Source organism: Rhodococcus globerulus NBRC 14531 (assembly GCF_001894805.1).
GTDB classification, from domain to species: Bacteria; Actinomycetota; Actinomycetes; order Mycobacteriales; family Mycobacteriaceae; genus Rhodococcus_F; species Rhodococcus_F globerula.
The window spans coordinates 1-25410 of the sequence record NZ_BCWX01000007.1; the positions used below are offsets into that span (position 1 = coordinate 1).

Consider the following 25410-nt stretch of genomic DNA (forward strand, 5'->3'; position numbering starts at 1 on the left):
CCCGATCTACCGATCGTCTGATCTTCTGATCTTCTGATCTCAAAGGGACTGAACATGATCACACTCAAAGCAGCGGGAATGCTCGACGTCGACAGCGGCGAGATCGTCCGGCCGGCCGTCATCAAGGTCGACGAAGGCAAGATCGTCGGAATCGGCGGAACACCCGAAGGCGAAATCGTCGACCTCGGCGACCAGATTCTTCTTCCCGGACTCATGGACATGGAGGTAAACCTGCTGATGGGTGGACGCGGCGAAAAGCCGGTCTACTCAACGGTTCAGGATGATCCGCCGCTCCGGATGCTGCGTGCCGTCGGCAACTCACGTCGCACTCTGCGCGCGGGTTTCACCACTGTGCGCAACCTGGGACTGTTCGTGAAAACCGGTGGCTACCTGCTCGACGTGGCTCTCGGCAAGGCAATCGATGCGGGTTGGGTCGACGGACCGCGAATCATCCCGGCCGGCCACGCGATCACTCCCACCGGTGGCCACCTCGATCCGACGATGTTCGCGGCGTTTGCTCCCGGCGTGTTGGACCTGACTATCGAAGAGGGCATCGCCAACGGTGTCGACGAGTGCCGTAAGGCTGTTCGCTACCAGATCAAGCACGGCGCTCAGTTGATCAAGGTCTGCGTTTCGGGTGGAGTCATGTCACACACCGGACTACCTGGTGCGCAACACTATTCCAACGAAGAACTGCGTGCGATCGTGGACGAGGCGCACCGACGCGGTCTGCGTGTCGCGTCGCACACGCACGGCGCAGAAGCAGTGAAGGCGGCAATCGAAGCCGGCATCGACTGCATCGAGCACGGCTTCCTGGTCGACGACGAGGCCATCGCAATGATGGTGGAGCACGGCACCTTCCTGGTGCCGACCACGCGCTTGGCCGACGCCATGGATACCTCCAAGGCCGCGCCGGAGCTACAGGCCAAGGCAGCCGAAATGTTCCCGCGTGCACGACTTTCGGTCAAGGCGGCATACGACGCCGGTGTGAAGATCGCCGTAGGCACCGATGCGCCGGCAATCCCGCACGGAAAGAATGCAGACGAACTGGTTGCCCTCGTCTCTCGCGGCATGAGCAATATCGCGGTGTTGCGGGCGGCCACCACCGTCGCCGCAGATCTCATCAACGTCACCGACCGTGGCCGTCTGGCCGAAGGTCTACTCGCCGACATCATTGCGGTACCCGGAGATCCGTTGGAGGACATCACGGTTACCCAGCGAGTCGGCTTCGTCATGAAGGGCGGAAAGATTTATGTCAACAACTGACGAGATCATGGAGATCTCGCAACTTCTCGCTCGCTATGCGGTCAACATGACCAAGGGCGATGTCGACGGTGTTGTCGCTGTGTTCACTCCGGACGGCACGTACAGCGCTTTCGGCGACAAGTACCCACTCGACGAGTTTCCCGCTCTGGTTGCGGCCGCTCCCCAGGGGCTGTTCATGACGGGGACACCCGTCGTCGAATTCACCGGTGCCGACACGGCAACCGGAAGCCAGACACTGTGCTTCGTCGATCATGCAACGCACGACATGCGGATCGGCTACTACAGCGATACGTACCTGCGCACCGAAGACGGCTGGCGACTGCACACCCGCGCGATGACGTTCCTGCGCCGCAACGGCGATCATGATTCGGGTATTCCTCACGCTTTCGATCGTCCGGGGGCATGAACGTCCCCGAATTTCGGTCGGCCGTTCAGACCTGGCTGGCCGAAAACGATCTCTCCCCCGGATCCGATCATTCGCTCGACGGTCAGGTAGAACAGCTCGGCCGCGTTCGAGGTGCACTGTTCGACGCGGGTTGGATGCGGTACGGCTGGCCCGAGGAGGTCGGCGGGCTCGGTGGGCCCGCTGTCCTGCGTGCGGTTCTCGGCGAGGAAGTTGCCACTCGCGACCTCGCCGAGCCCGGCATCTACTCGATGATCGAAGTCCTTGCTCCCACGATGATTTCGTACGCCCGGCCGGAGTTGGCAGCGGAAATGGTTCCGCGACTTCTCAGTGGACGTGAGCAATGGTGCCAGGGCTTCTCCGAACCCGGTTCGGGTAGCGATCTCGCGTCGCTGAGCACCCGGGCAGTCCGAGACGGGGAAAACTGGGTTGTCAACGGTCAGAAAGTCTGGACGTCGCTGGCTCAGTATTCGGCACGGTGTGTCCTGCTCACCCGTACCGGGCCGGGCCACGACGGAATCACCGCCTTCTTCGTCGACATGGACACTCCAGGCATCACCGTCCGGCCGCTGCGCACCATGCACGGAGTCGACGAGTTTGCCGAGGTCTACTTCGACGACGTCGTCGTTCCGGCGGACCGCATGCTCGGCAAGCCGGGCGACGGTTGGCGAGTGGCGATGGATCTACTGCCCCATGAGCGTTCCACGTGCTTCTGGCATCGGATCGCGTACCTGTTCTCCCGTCTGGATCAGCTGCTTGCCGAATCCGACACAGACGCAACAGATGACGCCGAACTCGGCGCCGCCTACCTGGCACTGCACACCGTGCGAGCCCGGTCCCTCGCGACACAAACCCGATTGGCGGAGGGCGCAAAGATCGGCCCGGAGACATCGATCGACAAGGTTCTGCTGGCGACCTCCGAGCAGCAGTTGTTCGATACCGTGCGCGACTTGTTGCCTGGCACCATCGAACTCGACGAGACGCCATGGCGGTCGGAGTTCCTGTACTCGCGTGCAGCCACCATCTACGGCGGTACAGCTGAAATTCAGCGCAACATCATCGCGCGGCGGCTGCTGGATCTGGGGAAGGAATGAGCATGCACGACGACGAGCTGAATCTGCTCACCGAAACGCTCCGCAAGACAATGCTCAGTGTGTCCGGCAGCAAACTCGATGCCGCCATGACCGAACTCGGTTGGACCGAGATGCTCACCGAAATGCCCGATGTAGCAGTGCCTCTGGTATTTCGCCTGCTCGGCGAGACCGGCGCCCATGCACCACTGGTCAACGACGTGGTGTTGGCCGATACCGCGCTGAGTCTGCCCGTGGGCGGTACCGTCGCGCTGCCGTACTCCGGTGGGCGCTGGGTCCTGTGGGAACGGAGCGAGGTACCCGGAACAACATTGGACACCGATGTTCCGCTACGCGTCGTGGAGGCCGGTGATACCGTCCCGCTCGCGGCGGGTCGCCGGGCACTCGGATGGTGGTTGGTGGGTACCAGTCGCGCAATGCTCGATCTCGCCCGCACCCATGCCTTGAACCGCATGCAGTTCGGTAAGCCGGTGGCATCGTTCCAGGCTGTTCGTCATCGGCTTGCCGAGACGCTGGTCGCCATCGAGGGCGCGGAAGCAACGTTGAATACCGCCACCGACGACCTCGGCTCGCTGCTGGCGAAGGCCGCGGCCGGCAAAGCCGCACTGACAACGGCCCGCCACTGCCAGCAAGTACTCGGCGGGATCGGTTTCACTGCCGAACACGACCTTCACCGTCACGTCCGTCGGGCCATGCTTCTCGACGGATTGCTCGGCAGTGCACGAGAACTCACCCGTGAGGCGGGGGCAACCATCCGAACCCAGGGATTTGCTCCACGTCTGACCCAACTGAGCTGAGCTCACACAAGTCAGGTCGTCGGCGGAGGCGCGTCACGGAAGAGCGCCTCCGCCGACACCGCCAGGTGCCCGGCCACGGTGATCTCACCGCGAGCGCGGGTCTTCTCGTCCGCATCGGTCATCTGACAACCGGTGATCACAACGTCTTCGAAGAGCGGGAGCGGCTGGTGGTAGCGCACCACCAGTTCCTCGATCAGGGCAAATTCGTCCGGGTGTGCCAGGGCGAGTACGTGATCGAGCATCAGAGCAGACATCCCGCCATGCACAAGTCCCTGCGGCCCTTGGTAGGGCAGGCCGAGCGAGCCGGTCGCCCGGACAGTGCCGTCAGGCAATCTCTCCATATCCAGGGGCGGTGCGAGGGCATTGCCTTTCCCACTCACAGGGTCACGGAACTCCGCGGGTCCAGCGTTCTGCTCGAGCGCCGCTTCGATGCGGTCGAGTTCGTCGGCTACCGCCACCAGAGAGGGATCGTTCTCGTCCACCCTCAGGAGAAGGTCAGTCAATCGCCGCAGTCCGTCCGCCGCGTCGTCGATCGGTGACGGGTTAATCACGTCAGCCCTGTCGATCCTGGCCACGAGCCCCTCCTTCGCGCGGAACGATGAACAGTCCTTCTGCGCTCACGCACAGGTCGTGTTCCCACCAGATTTCTCCACGGCACCACGACTTTCGGCCGTCTACATACACATGCCAGGCCCGCACCGTCAGGTCGCAGCACACCGGCATCGGGTGGTGGTAGCGAAGCGTCAAACCTGCTGTCATGGCGGGGACTCCTGCTGCCATGTTCGCTTCCGCGAGAGCAACGTCGAGGACCATCGCAGCAAAACCCTCATGCACTACTCCGAGGGAACCCTGATGCGCGACCGAAAAAGTGACTGTCCCCTCGTTACCGTCGCCGATGTGACGCAAGTGGAGCGGAGCTGCAAGCACATTGGCGGATCCGACTACCGGACTGTATCGGACGATCCTGCCGATAGTGTTCATCTGATTCACCCGCTCCGCGGCAGAGCAGGAGCGAGCCTCGAGATCGTCAGCGAGAGCATGTATCCGCGAGGCCACGGCAGAGAGCCCCGGCATGTCGGAGCGGGCGGCCGCTACAGCCGCTGTCAGCCGCCGCACGGACGCAACAGCTCGGGCAACCTCATCCGAATCCTGCTGTGTCACCGTGTCCACGTCGTACCTCATTCGGTTCCTCCCGGAAGTTACCCTGTTACCGGAGTTGCCATTTCGGCGAGAAGATCAGTGGTCCGGCGGACGGATTCCTTCCGGTCCGCACCGACGGGGAAGACGGCAGCCCAGATATCGGTGGCGCCGGCGTCCACCAGGGACTGCAATTGTGCGCGCACCGATCGAGCGTTGCCGACAATCGCCACATCCGCTGGGCTGCTTGCTCCGCCGGCGTCGAGAACGCGTTGATAGTTGGGCATTCCGGCATACGCGGTGGCATTTGCAGCAACAGCGGCGCGAGCTTCGTCGGCATCGTCGTGAACCGCCACCGGCAACCCGGCGACAATTCGAGGCGCTGGGCGACCCGCAGATTCCGCAGCAGTATGGAGCGCGGGAGCGATGTGGGACTCGATCACCTTGCCCGACGCCATCCATAACACCGTGCCATCGGCGTATTGTCCTGCCACCCGCAACATGCGGGGCGACATGGCGGAGAGCAGCACCGGGACGTCGTGGACGACCTTGGCCATCCGGCCGGCACTGCGCGTCGACCAATCCGCGCCGCGGAAGTCGACGTCTTCCCCGCGAAGCAGTGCGGTGACGATCTGTACATATTCTTCGGTATTGCGACCCGGGCGGTCGTAGGACAAGCCGTACACGTCCCGGACCAGCGATTCGTGCGAAGGTCCGAGCCCCAATGTGAATCCCTTGCGTCCCATGGCCTCTGCTACGGCAGCAACGCGATTCGCCTGCAGCAGTGGATGGCACGGATAGGTCTGCAGAACAGCAGTTCCGAGTTCGATCGACGTCGTGGCCCGCCCGGCTACCGCAAGTGCAGTCAGCGGATCACCGGCGACCGTGCTGGCGTACCAGAGTGAGGTAAAACCGTCTGCCTCTGCTCGTTGTGCTTGCTGGACAATTTTGTCGGTGGACGAAGCGCCGCCGGTCAATCCGATTCGCATGATTCCTCCAATGTTGGAGTGGCTGATCCCGGCCACCGTCTGGCGCGAATAATGCTGCCAGAGAATTGGGTTGGCCTCGACGGAGACATATGACCGCCGGTCGAATCACGCCACGATTGGACTATACAACTGTATAGTCCAATGCGTCTATCGCGGCAGACTTCCCACCGACATCACATCAGCTGAAATGAGCAGAGGATGACCCTCGACAACTCCACCGAGACCCAGCAGCTCGAGACACTACAGAAAGATGTTCGCTATCTCATGGATCGCACCGCGATCCTGGACTGCATCAGCCGGCACGCCCGCGGATGCGATCGACACGACATCGATCTCATCACCGCCGCGTACCACGACAACGGCGTCGACGAACATGGGTTCGCAACCAATACGGGTCCCGAATACGGTGAATGGGCGAACACTGCCCACGCCGAAACCTCGCAGGTACACACGCACAACATCACCACGCACTCGTGCGACATCGACGGCGAGGTCGCACATGCCGAAAGCTACGTCATCGTTGTCCTCGTCGGCAATGACGGCAAGAGCGCGCAATTCATCAGTGGACGCTATCTCGATCGCCTGGAACGGCGAGAGGGTCAGTGGCGCATTGCAGTTCGGAGATCAACCGTCGAGGCAATGTTCATCGCCGACGCACGGGTGCTGCAATCGCCCTTCTTCACAGAAAAGGGCTACCTCGTCGGCACCCGCGACCTCGAGGATTTGTCATACGAACGTCCGCTGACGTTGGAGAAGCCTGCACCCGCAAGGTGGGAATAATCCTGTGCGCCTTTCCGGTAGCGCGAACTACCAGAAAGGCGCACAGGGCCGAAGGCCCTACTTGATCTTTTCCTTCATCTCGTCCAACTTCACCAGGATCGGGTAGCCCGAAACGCTGAGGGCATTGCCGTGACCGGTCTGGTGGATGTCGAACACGGACTGCACGGCAGCATAGAAGCCCTGCACGTCGAGTGTCTGGTTGACTGCGCGCTTGGCCTGACGGAGGCCGAATGACGGCATCTCGGCAATCTGCAAGGCCATGGCGCGCGCCTCGGCATCGAGCTGATCGCGCGGCACAACCTTGTTGACCATGCCGGTCTTCTCAGCCTCTTCGGCCGTCACCGGACGACCGGTGAAGAGGATTTCCTTTGCCTTACGGGCGCCGAGTTCCCAAGTGTGACCGTGGTATTCGACGCCGCCGATGCCCATCAGCGCAACCGGGTCGGAGAACAATGCGTCCTCGGAAGCAATGATGAGGTCGCACGGCCAGCACAGCATCAAGCCACCCGCGATGATGCGCCCCTGAACCGCTGCGATCGACGGCTTGGGAGTGTTGCGCCAGCGCAACGTGTATTCCAGGTATCGACGGCTTTCGGCGCGGTAGATCCATTCCAAGGTGATTTCCTTGGGCGAGGGCCAACGATCATTGAGGTCGTGACCGGCCGAGAAGTGCTTGCCTTCGGCGCGAACTACGATCACCGCGACGTCGTCGTCCTCGGCCGCACGGGTCCAGGCTGCGTCGAGTTCGTCGAGCAACTGCATGTTCTGGACGTTCGCAACTTCGGGACGGTTGAGGGTGATGGTCGCGATCTTGTCGGCCACCTCGTAGAGAATGTACATGTCAGGCTCCTCAGCTTCGGGGAAGGCCGAGCACGCGCTCGGCGACGATAGTGCGCTGGATTTCGGAGGTTCCACCGGCGATCGTGCCGGCGAAGCTTCGTGCATAACGTTCGAACCAACTCGAACTGAAGGCCTCGTTGTCCATCGGGTTGTACGCCGACGTCAAAGCCGGATGAACCAAACCTTCGGGTCCGGCGGCGATCAAGGCTTCTTCCGAAGAGCGTTGTACAGCTTCGGAACCGAGCAGTTTGAGTATCGACAGGGCGGCCACGTCCTGTTCACCGCGAGCAGCGCGCGCCAACGCTGCCGAACCAAGCAGACGCAGCGCCTGATGGTCCATCACGAGCGTCGCGTAGTGATCCCGGTCGATGTCCGTCGCCGGATGGAAGTCCGCCATCAGATCTTGCAGGCGATCGGCAAAGCTGAGCCACAACAGGTTTCGCTCGTGTCCGAGCGAACCGGTTGCCACTGACCACCCCTTGTTCAGTTCACCGATCAGGTTCTCTGCCGGAACTTTCACATCGGTGAAAAACACTTCGTTGAAATCGAGATCATCGTCTGCGCAGATGGATGCAAAGGGCCGGCGAACCAAGCCTGGTGAGTCGGTGGGGATCATCAGCACACTGATGCCCTGATGCTTGGGGGCGTCGGGATCGGTGCGGACGAAGGTCAGGATCACGTCGGCGTCATGCGCGCCGGATGTCCAGACCTTCTGACCGTTGACCACAAAATGGTCTCCGTCACGATCGGCACGGGTGCGCAGCGACGCAAGATCCGAACCTGCGCCTGGCTCGCTCATGCCGAGTGCAGCGGTGATCTCAGCACGCAAAATCGGTGCGGCCCACTGCTTTTTCTGCTCCTCGGTTCCGAACGAGAGCAACGACGCGGCGATGATGCCCAGTCCTTGCGGATTGAAGCTGTGATAGATCCGCCGCTTCGACAGTTCCTCCAGATGCACGTACTGCTCGAGGATCCCAGCATTGCGCCCACCGAATTCCGGCGGGTTGCCCGGTAACAGCCAACCGTTGTCGAACTGCAGACGCTGCCATTCGCGCGCCCACTGCGGAATATCCGCGCTGGATCCGGCGCGCTCCGCGGCCTGCGCCTCGCTGGGAAGATTCTCGTCCAGGAAAGCGCGGAACTCTGCCCGGAATTCCTCGACGTCGGCGTCAAAGTTGAGTTGCACGGTACTCCTCGGCGATCAGCGCCCGATGCTGTGCCGCACCGCCGAGCAGTAGCTCACCGGCTTTGGCACGCTTGAGCGCAAACTGTAGGTCGTTTTCCCAGGTGAAGCTCATCGCTCCGAACAGCTGCATTCCGTTGCGGAACACCAACGATTGGCACTCCCCGGCTGCAGCCTTGGCCATGGACGCGGCCAGCCGCCGTCTCGGGTCGTTCTCGGCAATCGTCAGCGCTGCGTAGTACGCGAGGGCACGGGCACGCTCGATTGCGAGGTGCATGTCGGCAGCTTTGTGCTGGACAGCCTGGAACGATCCGATGAGGGAACCGAACTGCTTGCGGTTCCGCACATGGTCGAGTGCAAGATCAAGGACGCGCTGACACGCTCCGACTGTCGTGAGCGCCATTCCGGTGAGCGCGAGGTCCATGGCCCGTGCCGGATCTGCGCTACTGCGCTGGTCGACGCCGACCCGCACGCCGTCGAACGACACTTCCGCAACATGAAGTACCGGATCGAAAATCGGACTGCGCGTCGCTGTGACGTCCGCGGCCGGAACAACAAAGACTCCCGCCGACGTGACGACGGCCAACTTCTCGGCGCGATCACCGTCGAGTACGCGGTGCGCCGTGCCGTCCAGACGCCACCCGTTTCCGTCACGGCTGGCACTGACGCCCTCGAATACTGCCGTTCCCGGCTGCTCAGGATCGATCGGCTCACTCGAAAGTGGAGCAAATTGTGTCATTGTCGCCAGGTAGGGAGTGGGATCCGTCGCTCGGCCCAACTCTTCCAAGACGATTGCCAATTCAACTGCGGTATCAGGATCGGTCAACTCGGTCCAACCGAGCGAAACGTAAGTTTTCCAAATTTGTATCGGGTTGGCGTCGTTGTCGACGACCTCCCGGATCAGCGACGACGGGCATTCCTTTGCCGTCACTTCGCGCACGGTGTTTTGCCATAGTCGCTGATCGGAGTCGAACTCGAAGAGCATCCCGAACTGCCTCCCTGTCGGAGCTGCGGTGCATTATTGTTTGAGAATAGCATTCTCGCTTAGCGATAGTAATAGTCTCGAAAATGTAAATAACACTTGGTCGTTCCACTGTGACACAGACATCTCCGGTACAGTGCAAACATGTTTTTGACAATCGGAAGGGGGCTGGTGCAGTGGTGACCACGCCCAGCGAAGAGCCGGCATGGAAGCAACGGTCGGTCGAGCGTTCCATCAAGACCGCAAAGCTTCGCGCAGAGCAACGCGTGCAGCGATTTCTCGATGCGGCACAGTCGATCATCACCGAAAAAGGCACCACCGACTTCACCGTGCAAGAGGTGGTCGACCGGTCCAAACTGTCCTTGCGTAGCTTCTACCTCCAATTCGACGGTAAGCACGAACTACTGTTGGCATTGTTCGAAGACGCCCTGAGCCGTAGCGCCGAACAGATCCGTGCAGCGACCGCCGGTACATCCGAACCGATGGACCAACTCAAGATCGCCGTCGAGCTTCTTTTCGAGTTCTGTCGCCCCGACCCGGCTGCGCAGCGTCCGCTGTTCACCGATTTCGCCCCCCAGTTGTTGCTGTCGCATCCGGCCGAGGTCAAGGTTGCCCACTCCTCGCTTCTCGCGTTCTTCGTCGAACTGATGGAAAAGGTGAGCGAAGCAGGACAGTTGCGCGAGGGCGTCAACCCCCGCCGAATTGCCGCCATGACCATGCAGACGGTGATGTTCATTGCGCAGTCCAGCGGCGCCCCGGACGACGCGACCGTCCATCCCATTTCCTCCGACGAGGTCTGGGCCTTCTGTTCACAGGGGTTCGCACACAAGGGCTGAAAAACAGGATTGAGAACTTCATTCTCAATTGAGGAAATTTTATATACACTCGGCCGATGTCCGAGTTATGGAACGACCTCCTCGCCTGCCTCGACCTGCAACCGCAGACCGGACGAACTGATACCGACGAGAATGCGACAACCCTCGTTTTCGAGGGTCCCAACCTGCATTTGACGTACCACCGACTTTTCGGCGGGCAAATTCTCGGTCAGTTCGTCCGCGCGGCCGAATTGACCTGTCCGAACAAGAGCATCAAGTCGCTTCATTCCCTGTTTGCCAGGGAAGGCAGCGCCGACGAAACCGTCCGCTATGAAGTGACGCGTCAACACGAAGGCCGTTCCTTCGCAACATTGACCATCATTGCGCGCCAATCCAAAGGCGTCATCGCCACGTCCCTGATCTCAATGCATGCTCCCGAGGACGGCCCGGATCGTCAGTCAGAGAACACAATTGCGTCGCCACTCGGCGAAGAGTTCCGGACCGACGTCGACCTGATCCCGTGGGAAATACGCACCGACGTCGACCTCAACTCCACCGACACCGGCGCGCCCGAGTTCGAAATGTGGATGCGCACCCCACCGGTCAGCCAGAACCTCGCGCCCGCCATCGCCACCTACGCCACCGACCTCACGCTGATCGGCACCGCCCTACGCCCGGTCGACGGATTGAGCCAACTCGGCAACGGAACCACCTTCACGTCCGCAGTCACCTCACACAATCTGTGGTTTCACCGACCCTTCACGACCGACTCGTGGCTATTGCTGCGTCAGGACAGCCCCGTGACTGCTCACGGGCGCTGCTTCGGCCGCGGCGACGTGTACTCCGAGGACGGCAACCTCGTTGCCTCGTATGCACAGGAAGCCCTGCTCCGCCTACCGTGACAACCGATTCTCGGTAGCACCGACCGATCAGTTAGGTGTGACATGAGTTCAAATACACTGTCCGACAGCTCTGTTCAGAGAATCTCTGCCGTGAGACCCTACCGGGTGGTTCAGTGGGCGACCGGCAACATCGGCACCCGCTCGTTGCGCGGCGTCATCGAACATTCAAATCTGGAATTGGCCGGGGTATACGTGCATTCGGCTGACAAGGCCGGTCGAGACGCCGGTGAACTGTGCGGTATCGACGACGCCGGGGTGGTGGCCACCAACAGCATCGACGACGTCATCGGACTGGCCGCGGATTGTGTGCTGTACATGCCACGCCAGTTCGACGCCGACGAAGTATGCCGCATTCTCGCGGCCGGCTCGAACATCGTCACCACTCGTGGAGAATTTCACTACCCTGCCGGCATGGACCCAGCACTGCGCGAGCGGATCGAAGCCGCGTGCCGAACCGGAGGAACGTCGATCCACAGCACCGGCAGCAGTCCCGGATTCGTGACCGAGGCACTCCCCCTGGTGTTGAGCTCGATTCAACGTCGCCTGAACCACCTCGCGATCAGTGAATTCGCCGATCTCTCCCAACGTAATTCACCCGGGATACTCTTCGATGTCATGGGATTCGGGCTCACCCCGACCGATTTCGACGAGAACCGAATCGCACACGTGAAGTCGAACTTCGGTCCGTCTCTCCAGCTGGTCGCCGAGTCGATCGGTATGCCACTGGACTCCGTCGACGCCCACGGCGAGCTGGCCACCACCCGAACTACAGTCCAGATCGCAGCGGGAACCCTGGAGGCGGGCACCGTTGCCGCTCAACGGATCACCGTGAGCGGCAAACATGCCGGCCGAGAACTGCTGAGCTTCTGCGCAACGTGGTACTGCTCGAGCGAACTCGACGTGGATTGGAAGATTCGTGACACCGGCTGGCACATCGACGTCGACGGCGATGCGCCACTCGACATCGATCTTCGTTTCCCCATCCCCTTGGAGAGGATGAGCGAGACCGCCCCGGCCTACACGGCAAACCGGGCAGTCAACGCCATTCCTTCTGTCTGTGATGCAGCTCCGGGAATTCGTACGACACACGATCTTCCGCAGATTGTCGCGCATCTGAGCTAGCTGGCTTTCCTACGTTCCGAGCAGTCGCGCCGCAGCGGTGTACGCATCGCTGCGGCCCGCTGCGACGGCAGCGGCAAGTTCGTCGAGGTCTGCGTGGGCACGCAACCTCGATTGCGCCAACGACAGAATCTGCACCCTTGCCCGAGCCGTTCGCCGGGCAAGGGTGTCTGCACGCTGGTGAGCGTCGATGGCATCAGCCAGTTCTTCCGCACCAACACCTTTGGACGCAATCAGCTTGAGAATGGGGACGCCGGCCTCGGCGCGCAAGTCCCGGACGGTCTGATCCGCGCCCTCTCGATCCGCTTTGTTCACTACCAGGATGTCGGCAACCTCGAGCAGTCCGGCCTTGGCCGCTTGAACTGCATCCCCCGCACCGGGATTGAGAACGACCACTGCGGGATCGGCGATGGCCGAGATCTCGATTTCGGACTGCCCGACGCCCACCGATTCGAGCAGAATCAGATCGTAGTCGAGCGCCGCGAGGAGGCGGATCGCTGCGGGTACGGCAACGGCCAGACCGCCCAGGTGACCGCGAGTGGCCACCGAGCGGATGAGGACGTCGGCGTCGTCGATGTGCTCTGCCATCCTGATTCGATCGCCCAACAATGCCCCGCCGCTGTACGGCGAGGAAGGATCGACCGCAAGAACGGCAACCCGCAGTCCGCGCTGACGGTAGGCCCGCACGAGGACTGCGATGGTGGTCGACTTGCCTGCGCCCGGCGGACCGGTCACTCCGACCACCCGCACCGGTCGTGAGCCGACGATGTCGAGAACTTCTTCTCTCCGACTACTCTCGACCAGACTCAACAGCCGACCCGCGGCGCGCAGTGAACCTGAGCGCGCCGCGGTGACAAGATCCTCGATCGTTGCAACAGTAATGACCGTCATCGATTACTCGAATACCTCTCGGTGCCAGTCGATATCCGGAGTCGACATCACGGAGCCGGAACCTCGATGACAACCGCCGAACCCATACCGCCACCGGCGCACATAGCTGCCACACCGATTCCACCGCCGCGGCGTCGCAGCTCGTGCACCAGGGTCACCAGCATGCGCGCACCGGTGGCTGCCACGGGATGCCCGAGAGAACATCCACTGCCGCTGACATTTACACGATCGGCATCGATTCCGAGCATCTTGATCGTCGCCACGCACATAGCTGCGAACGCCTCGTTGATCTCGAACAGATCCACGTCGGCCAGCGACATTCCCGCGCGTGCCAACGCCTTCGGAATTGCCTCGACAGGAGCCAGACCCGTGAATGCGGGATCGACCGCGACGGATGCCCACGACTTTACCGTTCCCAGTCCAGGCATCCCCAGATCGCTGCTGGCGATGGTGAGAACCGCAGCAGCATCGTTGGCGCCGCTCGCATTTCCGGCGGTGATGCTGAAGCCTTCGATCTCGGGGTGCAGCACCTTGAGCGAGCCGAGCTTCTCCAGGCTCGTCTCACGGCGCGGATGCTCGTCGACGGAGAAGAGTCCGTGCGGTGTGCTGATGGGCACGATCTCTTCTTTGAACCGCCCCTCGTCAATGGCGCTCACTGCCTTCTGGTGCGAGAGCAGAGCCCACGCGTCCATGTCCTCGCGCGAGACTCCGGCCTTCACCGCGGCATTCCAGCCCACCGTGATCGACATGTCCTTGTTCGGCGCATCGGGGCGATCCGGGTGCGTCGGGGACATCCACGGCACAAATTCGCCGTCGACGCGGAACAACGACCGCGGGCTGGTCGACGAGGAGTTGACGCCACCGGCGATGATCAGCTTGTCCATCCCGGAACGGATGGACCCTGCAGCGGCCTGCACGGCGCCCAGGCTAGCCGCACAGTGCCGGTTCAGTGCCAGGCCTGGCACCGTAGTCAGGCCCGCGGTAATTGCCGCGTGGCGGGCGATCACGCCGCCGCCGTACAGTCCCTCGGCGAGCATGACGTCGTCGATCTGACTCGCGTCGAGAGTTTCTGCTGCCGCCGCGACGACATGGTGCGCGAGGTCGTGAGCGGTGGTGTCTCGCAACGTTCCCTTACCCGCGGTACCGATGGGGGTTCGCAGAGCGGAGACGATAATTGCTTCAGGCATGGGTGTTCTCCAATTCGGCCAGCAGAACGCGGCGCAGTAGTTTTCCGGTTTCGGTCTTCGGGAGTTCGTGTCGGAACACGACGATGTCGGGAGTCTTGGACGAACGCAGTCGTTCCTTGACCCACGCCTTGATCTCTGCCTGATCGACCTCACCGACGAGAACAGCAACTATCCGCTGTCCCCATTCAGGATCCGGAACGCCGATCACAGCAGCCTCGATGATGGCGGGATGCGCAAGAAGCACGTCCTCGATTTCTGCGGGGGCGATGTTCTCACCCCCTCGGATGATGGTGTCGTCCGCGCGCCCCTCGATGAACAGGAAACCGTCGGAGTCGAGTCGGCCGAGATCACGCGTGGCGAACCAGCCGTTCTCGTCGAGGACGCTCCGATTTCCGTACTCACCGGAAATCTGCTCGCCTCGAACGAACACCAGGCCGGTAACCCCGGCACCGACCGGATCACCGTCCTCGCTGCGCACCTCGATTTCGATGCCCGGCAGCGTTTTTCCGACCGATCCGAGACGATCACGCACTGCCGGATCGGTAGAGGCAAACGCAATCCGGTGATCGTCGGGGCCGAGAACTGCCACCGACGACGCTGTCTCCGTGAGTCCGTAGGCATTGACGAATCCGGTATCCGGGAAGCTTCGCAGCGCGTGCTCGAGTACCGGCCGGGGTGTTCTCGATCCGCCGTACGCCAAACTTGCCAGCGAGGGAGTATTTGCATCGTTCTCCCCCAATTCGGCGACAACACGCGCCAGCATCGTGGGAACGAGCATTGCGTGAGTGACGCTTTGGCTCCGGACGGTGTCGAGCCACACGTTGGCGTCGAAAGCGGCCAGATAGACGATCCGACGCCCGGTGTAGAGGTTCGAGAGCAGGTTCGTCAGACCTGCGATGTGGTAGGGCGGAACAGAGACCAACGACGCGTCGCTCTCGTCGGCCGACGAGAACTCCATGGTGTTGAGCACGTAGGCGAGTAGATGCCGATGCCGAAGTATCGCGGGCTTGGGATCAGCGGTGGTTCCGCTGGTGTAGATGATTGCGGCGATGCTGTCCCCGTCCCACTGTGGAGCCGGAGCATCGGATGGAGCCGGAGCTTCGGATTCGGCCGAATCCTGCTGTATCGCTTCGATGTCGATCAGTTCGTCGAGATCGTCGAGACGCAGCACCAGTGCACCGGGGTGGCGGTCGATCAGGGCAGTCAACTGCTGATCGCCCAATCGGTAGTTGAGTGGCACGAACGGAACCCCGGCCATCGCGGCGCCGAACAGCGCGACGGGGTACGCGAGGTGGTTGGTGCCGAGGTAGAGCACGGCAGGGTATTGCCGGAATCGGTCGGCGGCGCGGCGGGCAAGGGCAAGGAGTTGCGCGGCGGTCAATGACCGATTTTCGACGGTCACTACGGCCCGATCGCAACTCGATGCGGCCATTTCTGCAATCATGGTGATGTTCATGAGAACATTATTCTCTCAACAGAGATCAATACTTGCAAGAAGGGAAATCAAAATGCAGATCAACGGTTGTTCCGCCATCGTCGTCGGTGGCACCGGAGGGCTCGGCGAGGCTACGGTTCGCCGTCTCCACTCGGAGGGAGCCAAGGTCGTCGTGGCCGACGTTGCCGACGACAAGGGCAAGGAACTCGAACGCGAACTCGGCGTTCGATACGTCCGCACCGATGCCGGCGACGAAGACAGCGTTCTTGCCGCAATCGCCGAAGCCGAATCACTGGGTCCGCTGCGCATCTCGGTCGACTGCCACGGCGGCCCCGCCGGTGGCGGCCGCCTGGTCGGCAAGGACGGCAGCGCCATGAGCCTCGAGGCGTTCACGACCACGATCAATTCGTACTTGATCTCGGTGTTCAACGTGATGCGCCTGTCGGCAGCAGCGATGGGTCGTCAGGAGGCTCTCGAGAGTGGGCGCGGCGTCATCATCAACACGGCGTCCATCGCCGCGTACGAAGGCCAGATCGGCCAGCTGCCATACTCCGCAGCCAAGGGCGGCGTTGTCGGCATGACTCTTGTTGCCGCACGCGACCTCTCGCCGCTCGGCATCCGCGTCGTGACGATCGCTCCCGGCACTTTCCTGACGCCCGCATACGGAAAGGCCGGCGATCAGCTCGAGGCGTACTGGGGACCGCAGGTTCCGCATCCCCAGCGCATGGGCCGCTCGCCGGAGTACGCCACGCTGGTCTCCTCGATCGTGGAGAACGACTACCTCAACGGCGAGGTCATCCGCCTCGACGGCGCACTGCGGTTCCCCCCGAAGTAAATTGCCGGACCGCGACGCCAGGGGGCGTCGACGCCAGTGCGACGCCCCCGACCGTTCGCGAAACACTATGAAAACCTTTGTTCTGCAATAACAATCAAAGATTCTGGTTATCCGACAACTTGAATGCCAGTCCCATACTGTGTCCGCATGACTTCCATACATTCGACAACCAGCGGCCAGCGTAGGGCAGAAGCATGAAATTCTGGACCGGCACAGCCTTCATGAACACCGCCGAGATGCCCTCCGTCGCAAAGATGCTCGACGAAAACGGCTACCACGGCGTCCTCGTATCGGACCACCTCATCTTCCCGCGTGAACTCAAAACACGTTATCCGGCAACGGAAAGCGGCGTGCCGTACTGGCAACCCGACACCGAGTGGCCCGATGCCTGGGTTCTCATCGGCGCAATGGCCGCGGTGACGGAGAACCTGCATTTCGGCAACAACGTCTACATCGCTCCCGCGCGCCCCATCCTCGAGGTCGCCAAACAGGTGGGCACCGCGGGTGCACTGTCCAACGGACGCGTGTCCATCGGACTCTCAGCCGGCTGGATGCGTGAGGAATTCGAACTACTCGGCCAGGACTTCGACAACCGTGGACCACGACTCAACGAAATGATCCAGGCACTGCGGGCCCTCTGGAAGGGCGGCTGGGTGTCGTGGAAAGGCGAGTACTACGACATCCCGGAAATGATGATCGAACCGCACCCGCCTGCCCATGTCCCGATCCTCTGCGGCGGCGAATCCGCTGCCGCCCTCAAACGCGCAGCACGTTACTGCGACGGCTGGGTCGGGACCGCGTACACGCTCGAAGAAGCCACAGTGTGGATCGACCGAATCAAGGGCTACCGCCGCGAATACGGACGCGAAAACGAGCCTTTCGAGATCATTCTCGGATTGTTCGACGAGCGGACACCTGACCTGTACAAGCGGGCAGAAGACATCGGGATCACCGGCGTCATGTGCTCACCGTGGGCCAACTGGGACCTCCAGCACAGCGGAGACCACTCGCACCTGAAGGGAAGCGCGGAGCAGTACCGAGCGCCGATCGAGAAGTTCGCCGAAGAGATCGTCTCCAAGTGCCTGTGACGTGAAAGAAAAGGCTGGGCACAGATCCCCTGGTGCCCAGCCTCTTCCACTTTCTCCGATTCAGCTCTTGACGGCGGTGAGCTTCGCGATGTTGTCCCGGAAATCCTCGCTCTGGAATGTCAGCTCTTCGGCCGTCGTCGCAAAGTCGAGTGTCGCGAGAATCGCCCGCTCGAGGTGCATGTTCAGCAGTCGCTTGGTGCTCTCGACGGCCTGACGCGGCTGCGAGGCAATCTTTTTCGCGCATTCGATGGCGTCGGCAAGTGGATCGAGCGACACATGGTTGGCCAGGCCGAGCGTGCAGGCCTTCTCCGCTCCGATGCGCGTCCCGGTCAATGCGTATTCCTTTGCCAGCAGCAGACTGATCTGCAGCGGCCACGTCAGCGGTCCACCGTCGGCGGCAACCAGTCCGACCTGTACGTGCGGGTCGGCCAGGTAGGCGGATTCTGCGATGTAGACGATGTCGCTCAGTGCAACGAGGCTGCATCCCAGGCCGACGGCCGGGCCGTTGACAGCCGCGATCACGGGGACACGGCACCGAGCCATTCCGAGCACCAGATCACGACCGTGCGCGATTGTGCGAGCCCGCATTTCGGAGTCTTCGGCCAACTCTGCGAGGTAGGCAAAATCGCCACCCGCCGAGAAAGCCTTACCGTTGCCGGTGAGTACTGCGGCACGGGCGTCACGATCCGCGCTGAGCCGTGGCCACAACTCCGCCAAGCCGGTATGCAGACTGTCGTTGACGGCGTTGAGCGCGTCCGGTCGATTGAGAGTGATGATCCGCAACGAGCCTTCTGCGCGGACGTCGATCTCTTCGGGCATGTCGTACATGTCAAACTCCCAATCCGAGAATGCGCGAGGCAATGATGTTCTTCTGAATTTGTGATGTCCCACCCATGACGCTCTGGGCGCGGCTGTACAGGTACGAACCGAGCATCTCGGTGTCGCGGCTACCCGCCTCCGTCAACGCTGCGTGCCCGACGGCCTGATCCACCCAGGTCATCAGGAGCTTGTCGAGCGAGCCCTCAGAACCGTGGGAGAGTCCGTCCAACTGCTCGGACAACCGGCGACGCACGTGTAGCCGCAACATCTCCGTTTCCACTGCAGCCCAAGCTAATTCCGTCGACGGCGGTCCGTCGCTCCTGGCTGCGAGCTGGCGGACCAGTTTGCCGTAGCGCGCCGCATAGCCCAGCGTGGAGGGTTCACGTTCGTGCCCGACAACCGTCATGGCCAACGCCCAGCCTTCACCGGGAGCACCGACCATCTGATCGACCGGCACACGAGCACCGTCGAAGAGCACCTGGCCGAACTCCTTGGTGACACCGTTCATCATCTTGAGCGGACGCTGCTCGATACCGGACTGGTCCATCGAGACGATGAATGCGGTCAGTCCGCGGTGACGCTTTGCATCGGGTTCCGTCCGCGCCAAGAGCAGGCACCAGTCGGCGACATCGCTGTAGCTTGTCCAGATCTTGTGGCCGTGTATGACGTACTCGTCGCCCTCACGGACGGCAGTGGTCGTGAGCGAGGCAAGGTCCGAACCGGCACCTGGCTCACTGAATCCCTGGCACCAGCGTTCGGTGCCGTTGATCATTCCGGGAAGGAAACGACTCCGAAGATCCTCACTGCCGTGCCTGCCGAGTCCGTGTACCAGGTATCCGAGGCTGGGCCGAGGCGGAGCACCCGCTATGGCCAGTTCCTCGTCGACGATGACGTCGTAGACGGGCGGCAGTTCCTGTCCGCCATATTCTTTGGGCCACGATGCGCCGAAGAATCCGCCGCTGTAGAGCGCCTGATGCCACTCGCCCTGCCGTGCCCAGTACTCGTCTCCCGAGCTCGGGAATGTCTTTGCCCGCTCAGCTGCCCATGACCGCAGTCGGTCTCGGAAAGTGGCTTCTTCCGGCGAATCACGAAAGTCCAAGGTCGATCTCCTCCAGCCTTACGGGAAACAGTTCGGTGGACGTCAATGCCCGCCGCAGGTACACATGCACGAGGCACTCCCACGTGTTGCCGATTCCGCCGTGCACCTGCACTGCGGTTTCACACACGGTTCGAGTTGCCCGCGCGCAGTAGATCTTTGCGATCCGCGCCGCTGCGATCGCCTCGGTCGGCGGCAGCTCGTCCACGGCCCACGCCGCGTACCGGAGCACACTCACCGATCCTTCGATCAGCGCGAGGCCTTCGGCTAGCAGATGTGCAACAGCCTGGTACGACCCGATCGCCGTGCCGTACTGCTCACGGACCTTGGCGTACTCGGTCGCAACATGGTGAGCACCCCGCGCCGTGCCGACCAGATCGGCACAGGTAGCGACGAGCGCAAGTGCCTCCCACCGCGTCACGTCGTCCGTCGATATCTCCCCGAGGGAATCCGTCGGATCGAGCAACTCGGCAAAACCTCTGGTCAGATCGGCGCCTGCAGCTACCGGTCCGACGCGGCCGGCAAATGCCTTGTTCTCACGCAAGACGAGAGCGTGGTCGAGACCGGTCGCGTCGACCGCCTCGTCACCGACAGCTATTGCCCACGTGAGCTGATCATCGGCGACATGACGACGTAGATCGTCGGCAAGCACCGGTCCGAGAAATGGAACGTCGACCAGTCCGCGGCCGAATTCCTCTGCGACGATAGCAACTTCGACGCCAGACGCTCCGTCCGAGCGGAGTGAACGCCAGCCGGTTGTGGCCACCGCCTTCTCCAGACGAGCGATGCGAGAGCCGTCCTCCAAATCGAGGACCGAACCCGGTCCCAAATCGTCGGCCAGTTTTGCGGCAGCGTCACGCAGCTGCCGCTGTTCATTAGTCAGACGTACGTCCATAGCGCTCCTTGAGTTCTCGGCGCAACACCTTGCCGGAGGGCAGGCGAGGAATTTCGGGCACGAACACCACTCGCCTCAGGCGTTTGTAGCCGGCCATCCGGCCGGCTACGAGTTCCATGAGTTCCACTTCCCCGATCGAGCCGCTTGTCGCGACAGCCGCGACGATCGCTTCGCCGTCTTTCGGGTCGGGGATTCCGAACACCGCGCAATCCGCGACGCCGGGGTGTCCGTGGAGGACTGCTTCGATCTCGGCCGGGGCTACCTGGAAGCCGCGTACCTTGATCATTTCCTTGAGGCGGTCGGTGATTCGCAGCCAACCGCCGTCGTCGAGATGTCCGACGTCACCGGTGCGGTACCAACCGCCGGCGAACGCACCGGCGGTTTCCTCGTCGGGAAGATACCCAGCCATGACCGAAGCCGACAGTGCCTGGATTTCTCCGGTCTCGCCGGTGCCGAGCACCTCGCCGGTTTCGGTGGACACGATTCGAAGGCTCACGCCCGGTGCCGCACGCCCCACGCCGTCGAGTTGTGCACCCTCGACGGGGTTGCACGCGATGACGGGCAGCTCGCTGGCACCGTACGCCGGCATCCACCCGACACCTGTTCGCCGCGTGACTTCCTCGGCAACGCTGGGTGTCACCGGCGTTGCGCCCCACATGATGTAGCGCAGCGACGAGAGATCGTACGATTCGAGTTTCGGATGCGAGGCGATTGCCAGAGCGATGGGCGCCACGGCCATTTCGACGGTAATCCGGTCTACCTCGATGTGGTGCAGCATCGTATCGAGATCGAATCGGCGGTGAAGCCGCAGCCATGCACCGGACTCGAGTGCCGTCACGATGTTGAGCAGCCCGAGTATGTGCGAAGGCGGAGTCACGATCTGCATGCGATCGCGTTCCGTCAGCTCCAGCACGTCTCGCCACTGCTCGACGGCAACGGCAAACGACGCATGAGTGTGCCGGACTGCCTTGGGTAAGCCGGTTGTTCCCGAACTGAAGACGAGAACGGCATCCGACGCGGGATCGGGCTCGCCGAACGTTTCGGTATCGGCGCTGCACGTGACCGACTCGTCAAGGCTCAGCATCGGCATCAGTTCCGCTAGCACAGGATTGTCTCCGATTGCATACACGGGGCTCGTTGTCGCCAGTGCGTGCGCAACCTCGACGCTCTTCCACGCCGGACTGATCAGCACGACAGCGGCGCCCGCGCGCCAGATCGCAAGTACCGCGACGACAAACTCCGGACGATTCGACGACATGAGAGCAACGCGTTGACCAGCAGTGACACCATCCCGAACCAGCCGCGATGCAAGCGCGTCGGCTAGCGCCTCCAGCTCGTCTCGGCTGTATTTCTGTTCGTCGAACACAAGGACGCTCTGCCCGCTCATCCTTGGCTCCTCACTGGGGGATGGGGGCTAGCGCATCCCCCGTCTCGCGTGTACAAATGCTTCATTGAGAAGATCCTATCTCGTTTGAGAGAATAGTATTCTCAAACTTATAGAATCTCAATATCAGCAGGAGGTAGCCATGGCGAGACCACCGTTGTTCCAACGAGCGACCGTCACCCGGATCGTCAAAGAGAGCTCCGACGCGCGCACATTTGTTCTCGCTCCGGCAGACGGTCCGTTCACCTACAGCGCCGGGCAGTTCTGCACGTTCCGCGTCGAGGTCGACGGCACCGAACTGTTCCGCTCGTACTCGATGTCGAGCTCACCGGACACCGACAACGAATTGATGACCACCGTCAAACGTGTTGCCGGAGGCAAGGTCTCGAACTGGCTACACGACAATGTCTCCGAAGGCGACGAGGTGGTCGTCACCAGGCCGGCCGGCACGTTTCGCCTTCGCGAATCCGAGGCGCCGTTGCTCGGGTTCAGCGGCGGCAGCGGCATCACCCCGATCCTGTCGCTCGCCAAGACCACTCTCGCCACCACCGATCGCGAGGTTCACCTTCTGTGCGCCGATCGTGATCACGACTCGATGATCTTCGAGCGCGTTCTCTCGGAACTCGTCGACCGCTACCCCGGTCGACTCACCGTCACACGCCACCTCGACGACAAGAACGGATTCCTCGACAAGGCCGCAGTACTCGACTTTGTCGGCAAGCACGTGGGAGCCGACAGTTACCTGTGCGGCCCCGAACCCTTCATGGACCTGATCGAATCGGCCCTACCCGGACCGGGCCGCGTCTTCAGCGAACGATTCGGCAGTGCGGCCGAACCGATTGTGGCCGAACCGATTGTGGCCGAACCGGTGAGCACCGGTGAATCTGCCGCTACCGAACCAACTTCCACCGAAGTCACCGGAACAGTGACCATCGTTCTCGGGCGAAAGAAGACCTCGGTACCACGACACCCCAACGAGACTCTGCTGGAAAGTGCTCGGCGCGCTGGACTTACGCCGCCGTTCTCCTGCGAAGCCGGAAACTGCGCAACCTGCATGGCACACGTCACCTCGGGAAGCGCCGTGATGAGAATCAATGACGCACTGACCGACGAGGAGGTGTCGGACGGCTACGTTCTGACCTGCCAGGCAATACCCGACTCCGAGTCGATCACGGTGAAGTACGAGTGAGACAGGAGATTCCAGGCCAAAAGTCGTTGTAAAACAACAGAATTGACGCATTCGCTCGGGGCCATCAGCTCGCCGACATGAGCAACATCGCCGCGCCCAATTTCGGCAGACACGCTGAGGGCGCTACTTTGAAGACCCTCAATCCTGTTGAATTACAAGATCATTAACTGGAAATCAGCGAACGTCGAAATGCACCAACGGGAGTTCGATCCAGGTTTCTCTTGCTATTCGCAGCGATCATTGAATATATTACAACAAATCCAGGTGCGCCAAGAGTGCGCATAATCACACGCAAGCTTCGTAACAGTCCAAAATCTCTGCATACAAGGAACTTTGGCCGTGCTTGCATGATGAAAGTCGAGTTGGATGATTCTCACAATTACGAGGCGTGTAGGCCGCAGCTTGGTGGTCGTCTTGTTGGTAGCGGCAGCAGCTGTTCTGCTGTTGAGCCTGGCGCCCGGGTCTGCCGCCGAGGTGATCCTGGGTGAAAACGCTACCCCCGAGGCCGTTGCGGCGATGGAAGCAAAGATGGGACTCGACGTTCCCGTCTGGACTCAGTACTTCAATTGGCTCGGTGACGCATTCCGCGGAGACTTCGGAACCTCACCGCTCACCGGACAGTCAGTCAGCGAGGCGATCGTCGAGCGCCTCCCTGTCACTCTGCAGTTGGCCGCTATGGGCCTGATCATTGCTCTGGTTGTTGCCGTCCTGATGGCCGTCGCCTCCGCGTCGCGCCCAGGAAGCAAGCTCGACCGCGGCATCAATGTCGTTTCGGCTGTGTGCCTCTCGGTTCCCGCGTTCATCGCCGGCCCGGTCCTGATCTACTACTTCGCGATCAAATTCCAGCTCTTCCCGGTGACAGGCTGGTCGCGTATGAGCGAAGGCCTCGGTGCAAACCTCCAGAGCGCACTGCTGCCCGCGATCGCAATCGCGTTGACCGAGATCGCCGCATTCCACCGTCTGCTGCGCACCGACCTGATCGGAACCCTGCGCGAGGACTACGTGGCAGCGGCTCGGGCGAAGGGAATGCCCGGGTGGTACGTGATGTTCCGGCACGCGCTCCGACCGTCGTCGTTCTCCCTGATCACCGTTGCCGGCATCAGTCTCGGTCGACTCATCGGTGGCACCGTCATCGTCGAAACACTCTTCGGTCTACCCGGTTTGGGACAGCTCATCTCCTCGTCCATCACGTCGCGCGACGTGATCATGGTCCAGGGAATCGTGGTCTTCATCGCGATTGTGTACGTGGGTATCAACACCCTGGTCGACCTCAGCTACGGATTGATCGACCCACGGGTCAGGAAGGTTGTCGGAGCATGACGCGATCAGTAGTCGAAGACCGGACCGGCTCGCAGGACGAGCAACCGTCGGACCCGCCGGCACCTCTGGTGCCACCGGCGAAGAAGTCACGATCCATTCTGGTGTACCTCTCCTTCGGTTGGCTCGTCACTGTGCTTCTCGCAGCGGCGCTGGCAAATGTCCTGCCCATTGCTTCCTACTCCGTTCCGGTTGGCGCACCGCGCCTTTCACCGTCGTTCGAATCCCTCGATCTGCTGCTGGGGACGGACACCCTCGGGCGATCGATGCTCTCCCGCATCATCTACGGCGCCCGTGTCTCGCTCCTTGTCGGCACTGTAGCCGGATTGATCGGATTTGTGGTGGGCTCCTTCATCGGCCTGATCGGCGGCTACTTCGGTAGGCGTCTCGATTCCGGCGTCACCCTCCTTGCCGACGCGATGCTCGCATTCCCGCCGTTGATCCTGCTGCTGGCGCTGGCGTCCGTCCTGACACCCTCCATTCCGACCATGCTGCTCGGACTGACCTTGGTCGTCATCCCCGGATTCATCCGTCTGGCCAGAGCCAACACAATGGCGTGGAGCTCGAGGGAATTCGTCCGGGCCGCACGGAACATGGGCGCCGGCCACTGGCGAATCCTGTTCAAGGAAATCCTGCCGAACGTCCTCGCTCCCCTGGCTGCGTTCCTGCCGATCATCATGGCCGCCCTGATCGTCGCCGAAGGCTCACTGAGCTTCCTCGGCCTGGGAATCCCACCGCCACAGCCCAGTTGGGGCGGAATGATCGGCGACGGCAAGAACTACATTGCCGACTACCCATACTTGGTCTTCGTTCCTTCGTTGGCGATCTTCTTCACGGTGTTCGCCCTCAATCAGGCAGGTGACTTCCTCCGCAACAAGTTCGACCGCACTCTGCACGACTGAACCTCGAGGACTGCACGACTGAACGACCAAGACCGTTTTCCCGCTCGACACGACGTACTCATTTCCAC

General features: G+C 61.8%; 26 protein-coding genes. 13 read left to right on the top strand and 13 right to left on the bottom strand.

Going from position 1 to position 25410, the window contains the following annotated elements:
- Positions 1-54 precede the first annotated feature (54 nt).
- Genes RG2_RS26655 through RG2_RS26670 form a run of 4 tightly spaced genes read left to right on the top strand, consistent with a single transcriptional unit; the run spans position 55 to position 3557 of the window.
- On the top strand, positions 55-1266 hold the full coding sequence (locus RG2_RS26655; protein WP_033236973.1) for a metal-dependent hydrolase family protein: 1212 nt from the start codon (positions 55-57) through the stop codon (positions 1264-1266).
- Positions 1253-1672: a nuclear transport factor 2 family protein gene (locus tag RG2_RS26660; RefSeq protein ID WP_033236974.1), complete on the top strand. Its 420-nt coding sequence runs from the start codon at positions 1253-1255 to the stop codon at positions 1670-1672. The genes RG2_RS26655 and RG2_RS26660 overlap by 14 nt, the downstream gene beginning before the upstream one ends.
- Positions 1669-2763 (top strand): acyl-CoA dehydrogenase family protein, encoded by a 1095-nt coding sequence (locus tag RG2_RS26665; protein ID WP_033236975.1) that lies wholly within the window; start codon positions 1669-1671, stop codon positions 2761-2763. Before RG2_RS26660 ends, RG2_RS26665 begins: the two co-directional genes overlap by 4 nt.
- Positions 2760-3557, top strand: coding sequence for an acyl-CoA dehydrogenase family protein (locus RG2_RS26670; RefSeq protein ID WP_033236976.1), 798 nt, complete (start codon positions 2760-2762; stop codon positions 3555-3557). The genes RG2_RS26665 and RG2_RS26670 overlap by 4 nt, the downstream gene beginning before the upstream one ends.
- 11 nt (positions 3558-3568) lie before the next feature.
- Here RG2_RS26670 and RG2_RS26675 read toward each other — a convergent pair whose 3' ends face one another.
- From RG2_RS26675 to RG2_RS26685, 3 genes are read right to left on the bottom strand one after another with little or no spacing between them, the layout of a single operon-like run.
- Positions 3569-4132, bottom strand: a complete 564-nt coding sequence (locus tag RG2_RS26675) for a PaaI family thioesterase (protein ID WP_072782744.1) — start codon at positions 4130-4132, stop codon at positions 3569-3571.
- On the bottom strand, positions 4110-4739 hold the full coding sequence (locus RG2_RS26680; protein WP_051730780.1) for a PaaI family thioesterase: 630 nt from the start codon (positions 4737-4739) through the stop codon (positions 4110-4112). Before RG2_RS26680 ends, RG2_RS26675 begins: the two co-directional genes overlap by 23 nt.
- A 17-nt stretch (positions 4740-4756) precedes the next feature.
- On the bottom strand, positions 4757-5683 hold the full coding sequence (locus tag RG2_RS26685) for a TIGR03564 family F420-dependent LLM class oxidoreductase (protein ID WP_033236977.1): 927 nt from the start codon (positions 5681-5683) through the stop codon (positions 4757-4759).
- A 198-nt stretch (positions 5684-5881) separates the two neighbouring features.
- Between RG2_RS26685 and RG2_RS26690 the strand changes: the two genes are divergently transcribed.
- Positions 5882-6463: a nuclear transport factor 2 family protein gene (locus RG2_RS26690; RefSeq protein ID WP_033236978.1), complete on the top strand. Its 582-nt coding sequence runs from the start codon at positions 5882-5884 to the stop codon at positions 6461-6463.
- A gap of 57 nt (positions 6464-6520) precedes the next feature.
- Here RG2_RS26690 and RG2_RS26695 read toward each other — a convergent pair whose 3' ends face one another.
- From RG2_RS26695 to RG2_RS26705, 3 genes are read right to left on the bottom strand one after another with little or no spacing between them, the layout of a single operon-like run.
- On the bottom strand, positions 6521-7303 hold the full coding sequence (locus tag RG2_RS26695) for an enoyl-CoA hydratase (RefSeq protein WP_033236979.1): 783 nt from the start codon (positions 7301-7303) through the stop codon (positions 6521-6523).
- Between the two features lie 10 nt (positions 7304-7313).
- Complete coding sequence (locus RG2_RS26700; RefSeq protein ID WP_033236980.1) at positions 7314-8489, bottom strand: acyl-CoA dehydrogenase family protein; 1176 nt, start codon at positions 8487-8489, stop codon at positions 7314-7316.
- A complete protein-coding gene (locus RG2_RS26705; RefSeq protein ID WP_033236981.1) occupies positions 8473-9471 on the bottom strand; it encodes an acyl-CoA dehydrogenase family protein in 999 nt (332 codons plus the stop codon). Before RG2_RS26705 ends, RG2_RS26700 begins: the two co-directional genes overlap by 17 nt.
- A 176-nt stretch (positions 9472-9647) precedes the next feature.
- On the opposite strand from RG2_RS26705, the gene RG2_RS26710 reads away from it, so the two are divergent.
- The 3 genes from RG2_RS26710 to RG2_RS26720 all read left to right on the top strand — a co-directional run bounded on the left by RG2_RS26710 (position 9648) and on the right by RG2_RS26720 (position 12307).
- Entirely contained in the window at positions 9648-10304 is a 657-nt protein-coding gene (locus RG2_RS26710) for a TetR/AcrR family transcriptional regulator (RefSeq protein WP_230590427.1), read from the top strand.
- A 56-nt stretch (positions 10305-10360) separates the two neighbouring features.
- Positions 10361-11185: an acyl-CoA thioesterase gene (locus RG2_RS26715; RefSeq protein WP_033236983.1), complete on the top strand. Its 825-nt coding sequence runs from the start codon at positions 10361-10363 to the stop codon at positions 11183-11185.
- Between the two features lie 90 nt (positions 11186-11275).
- Positions 11276-12307 carry an NAD(P)H-dependent amine dehydrogenase family protein gene (locus RG2_RS26720; protein ID WP_230590429.1) on the top strand — a complete coding sequence of 344 codons (1032 nt, stop codon included), beginning with the start codon at positions 11276-11278 and terminating at the stop codon, positions 12305-12307.
- Positions 12308-12316: 9 nt separating this feature from the next.
- On the opposite strand, the gene RG2_RS26725 is transcribed toward RG2_RS26720, so the two are convergent.
- The 3 genes from RG2_RS26725 to RG2_RS26735 are packed head-to-tail and all read right to left on the bottom strand — an operon-like array spanning position 12317 to position 15838.
- Positions 12317-13195, bottom strand: a complete 879-nt coding sequence (locus tag RG2_RS26725) for an ArgK/MeaB family GTPase (RefSeq protein WP_033236984.1) — start codon at positions 13193-13195, stop codon at positions 12317-12319.
- Positions 13196-13242: 47 nt separating this feature from the next.
- Complete coding sequence (locus RG2_RS26730; RefSeq protein ID WP_033236985.1) at positions 13243-14382, bottom strand: thiolase family protein; 1140 nt, start codon at positions 14380-14382, stop codon at positions 13243-13245.
- Positions 14375-15838, bottom strand: coding sequence for a class I adenylate-forming enzyme family protein (locus RG2_RS26735; RefSeq protein ID WP_033236986.1), 1464 nt, complete (start codon positions 15836-15838; stop codon positions 14375-14377). The genes RG2_RS26730 and RG2_RS26735 overlap by 8 nt, the downstream gene beginning before the upstream one ends.
- A 52-nt stretch (positions 15839-15890) precedes the next feature.
- Here RG2_RS26735 and RG2_RS26740 point away from each other — a divergent pair, with 52 nt between their 5' ends.
- Both RG2_RS26740 and RG2_RS26745 read left to right on the top strand, forming a co-directional pair.
- Entirely contained in the window at positions 15891-16652 is a 762-nt protein-coding gene (locus RG2_RS26740; RefSeq protein ID WP_033236987.1) for an SDR family NAD(P)-dependent oxidoreductase, read from the top strand.
- A 194-nt stretch (positions 16653-16846) separates the two neighbouring features.
- Entirely contained in the window at positions 16847-17740 is an 894-nt protein-coding gene (locus RG2_RS26745) for a TIGR03619 family F420-dependent LLM class oxidoreductase (protein ID WP_033236988.1), read from the top strand.
- Positions 17741-17800: 60 nt separating this feature from the next.
- On the opposite strand, the gene RG2_RS26750 is transcribed toward RG2_RS26745, so the two are convergent.
- The 4 genes from RG2_RS26750 to RG2_RS26765 are packed head-to-tail and all read right to left on the bottom strand — an operon-like array spanning position 17801 to position 21937.
- Positions 17801-18568, bottom strand: a complete 768-nt coding sequence (locus RG2_RS26750; protein WP_033236989.1) for an enoyl-CoA hydratase/isomerase family protein — start codon at positions 18566-18568, stop codon at positions 17801-17803.
- A 1-nt stretch (position 18569) separates the two neighbouring features.
- On the bottom strand, positions 18570-19658 hold the full coding sequence (locus tag RG2_RS26755; RefSeq protein ID WP_033236990.1) for an acyl-CoA dehydrogenase family protein: 1089 nt from the start codon (positions 19656-19658) through the stop codon (positions 18570-18572).
- A complete protein-coding gene (locus tag RG2_RS26760) occupies positions 19645-20550 on the bottom strand; it encodes an acyl-CoA dehydrogenase family protein (protein WP_033236991.1) in 906 nt (301 codons plus the stop codon). The genes RG2_RS26755 and RG2_RS26760 overlap by 14 nt, the downstream gene beginning before the upstream one ends.
- Positions 20531-21937: a class I adenylate-forming enzyme family protein gene (locus RG2_RS26765; RefSeq protein WP_033236992.1), complete on the bottom strand. Its 1407-nt coding sequence runs from the start codon at positions 21935-21937 to the stop codon at positions 20531-20533. Before RG2_RS26765 ends, RG2_RS26760 begins: the two co-directional genes overlap by 20 nt.
- Before the next feature lie 139 nt (positions 21938-22076).
- Between RG2_RS26765 and RG2_RS26770 the strand changes: the two genes are divergently transcribed.
- The 3 genes from RG2_RS26770 (at position 22077) to RG2_RS26780 (ending at position 25342) form a co-directional block, all read left to right on the top strand.
- Positions 22077-23123, top strand: a complete 1047-nt coding sequence (locus RG2_RS26770) for a ferredoxin--NADP reductase (protein WP_033236993.1) — start codon at positions 22077-22079, stop codon at positions 23121-23123.
- A gap of 366 nt (positions 23124-23489) precedes the next feature.
- Positions 23490-24443: an ABC transporter permease gene (locus tag RG2_RS26775; protein ID WP_033236994.1), complete on the top strand. Its 954-nt coding sequence runs from the start codon at positions 23490-23492 to the stop codon at positions 24441-24443.
- Entirely contained in the window at positions 24440-25342 is a 903-nt protein-coding gene (locus RG2_RS26780) for an ABC transporter permease (protein ID WP_033236995.1), read from the top strand. Before RG2_RS26775 ends, RG2_RS26780 begins: the two co-directional genes overlap by 4 nt.
- Positions 25343-25410 lie beyond the last annotated feature (68 nt).

Bases quoted from the DNA above. Each gene is read 5' to 3' on its own strand.
- RG2_RS26655 (WP_033236973.1), top strand. From the start codon at position 55: ATGATCACACTCAAAGCAGCGGGAATGCTCGACGTCGACAGCGGCGAG.
- RG2_RS26660 (WP_033236974.1), top strand. From the start codon at position 1,253: ATGTCAACAACTGACGAGATCATGGAGATCTCGCAACTTCTCGCTCGC.
- RG2_RS26665 (WP_033236975.1), top strand. From the start codon at position 1,669: ATGAACGTCCCCGAATTTCGGTCGGCCGTTCAGACCTGGCTGGCCGAA.
- RG2_RS26670 (WP_033236976.1), top strand. From the start codon at position 2,760: ATGAGCATGCACGACGACGAGCTGAATCTGCTCACCGAAACGCTCCGC.
- RG2_RS26680 (WP_051730780.1), bottom strand. From the start codon at position 4,739: ATGAGGTACGACGTGGACACGGTGACACAGCAGGATTCGGATGAGGTT.
- RG2_RS26685 (WP_033236977.1), bottom strand. From the start codon at position 5,683: ATGCGAATCGGATTGACCGGCGGCGCTTCGTCCACCGACAAAATTGTC.
- RG2_RS26690 (WP_033236978.1), top strand. From the start codon at position 5,882: ATGACCCTCGACAACTCCACCGAGACCCAGCAGCTCGAGACACTACAG.
- RG2_RS26695 (WP_033236979.1), bottom strand. From the start codon at position 7,303: ATGTACATTCTCTACGAGGTGGCCGACAAGATCGCGACCATCACCCTC.
- RG2_RS26705 (WP_033236981.1), bottom strand. From the start codon at position 9,471: ATGCTCTTCGAGTTCGACTCCGATCAGCGACTATGGCAAAACACCGTG.
- RG2_RS26715 (WP_033236983.1), top strand. From the start codon at position 10,361: ATGTCCGAGTTATGGAACGACCTCCTCGCCTGCCTCGACCTGCAACCG.
- RG2_RS26725 (WP_033236984.1), bottom strand. From the start codon at position 13,195: ATGACGGTCATTACTGTTGCAACGATCGAGGATCTTGTCACCGCGGCG.
- RG2_RS26730 (WP_033236985.1), bottom strand. From the start codon at position 14,382: ATGCCTGAAGCAATTATCGTCTCCGCTCTGCGAACCCCCATCGGTACC.
- RG2_RS26735 (WP_033236986.1), bottom strand. From the start codon at position 15,838: ATGAACATCACCATGATTGCAGAAATGGCCGCATCGAGTTGCGATCGG.
- RG2_RS26740 (WP_033236987.1), top strand. From the start codon at position 15,891: ATGCAGATCAACGGTTGTTCCGCCATCGTCGTCGGTGGCACCGGAGGG.
- RG2_RS26745 (WP_033236988.1), top strand. From the start codon at position 16,847: ATGAAATTCTGGACCGGCACAGCCTTCATGAACACCGCCGAGATGCCC.
- RG2_RS26750 (WP_033236989.1), bottom strand. From the start codon at position 18,568: ATGTACGACATGCCCGAAGAGATCGACGTCCGCGCAGAAGGCTCGTTG.
- RG2_RS26760 (WP_033236991.1), bottom strand. From the start codon at position 20,550: ATGGACGTACGTCTGACTAATGAACAGCGGCAGCTGCGTGACGCTGCC.
- RG2_RS26765 (WP_033236992.1), bottom strand. From the start codon at position 21,937: ATGAGCGGGCAGAGCGTCCTTGTGTTCGACGAACAGAAATACAGCCGA.
- RG2_RS26770 (WP_033236993.1), top strand. From the start codon at position 22,077: ATGGCGAGACCACCGTTGTTCCAACGAGCGACCGTCACCCGGATCGTC.
- RG2_RS26775 (WP_033236994.1), top strand. From the start codon at position 23,490: ATGATTCTCACAATTACGAGGCGTGTAGGCCGCAGCTTGGTGGTCGTC.
- RG2_RS26780 (WP_033236995.1), top strand. From the start codon at position 24,440: ATGACGCGATCAGTAGTCGAAGACCGGACCGGCTCGCAGGACGAGCAA.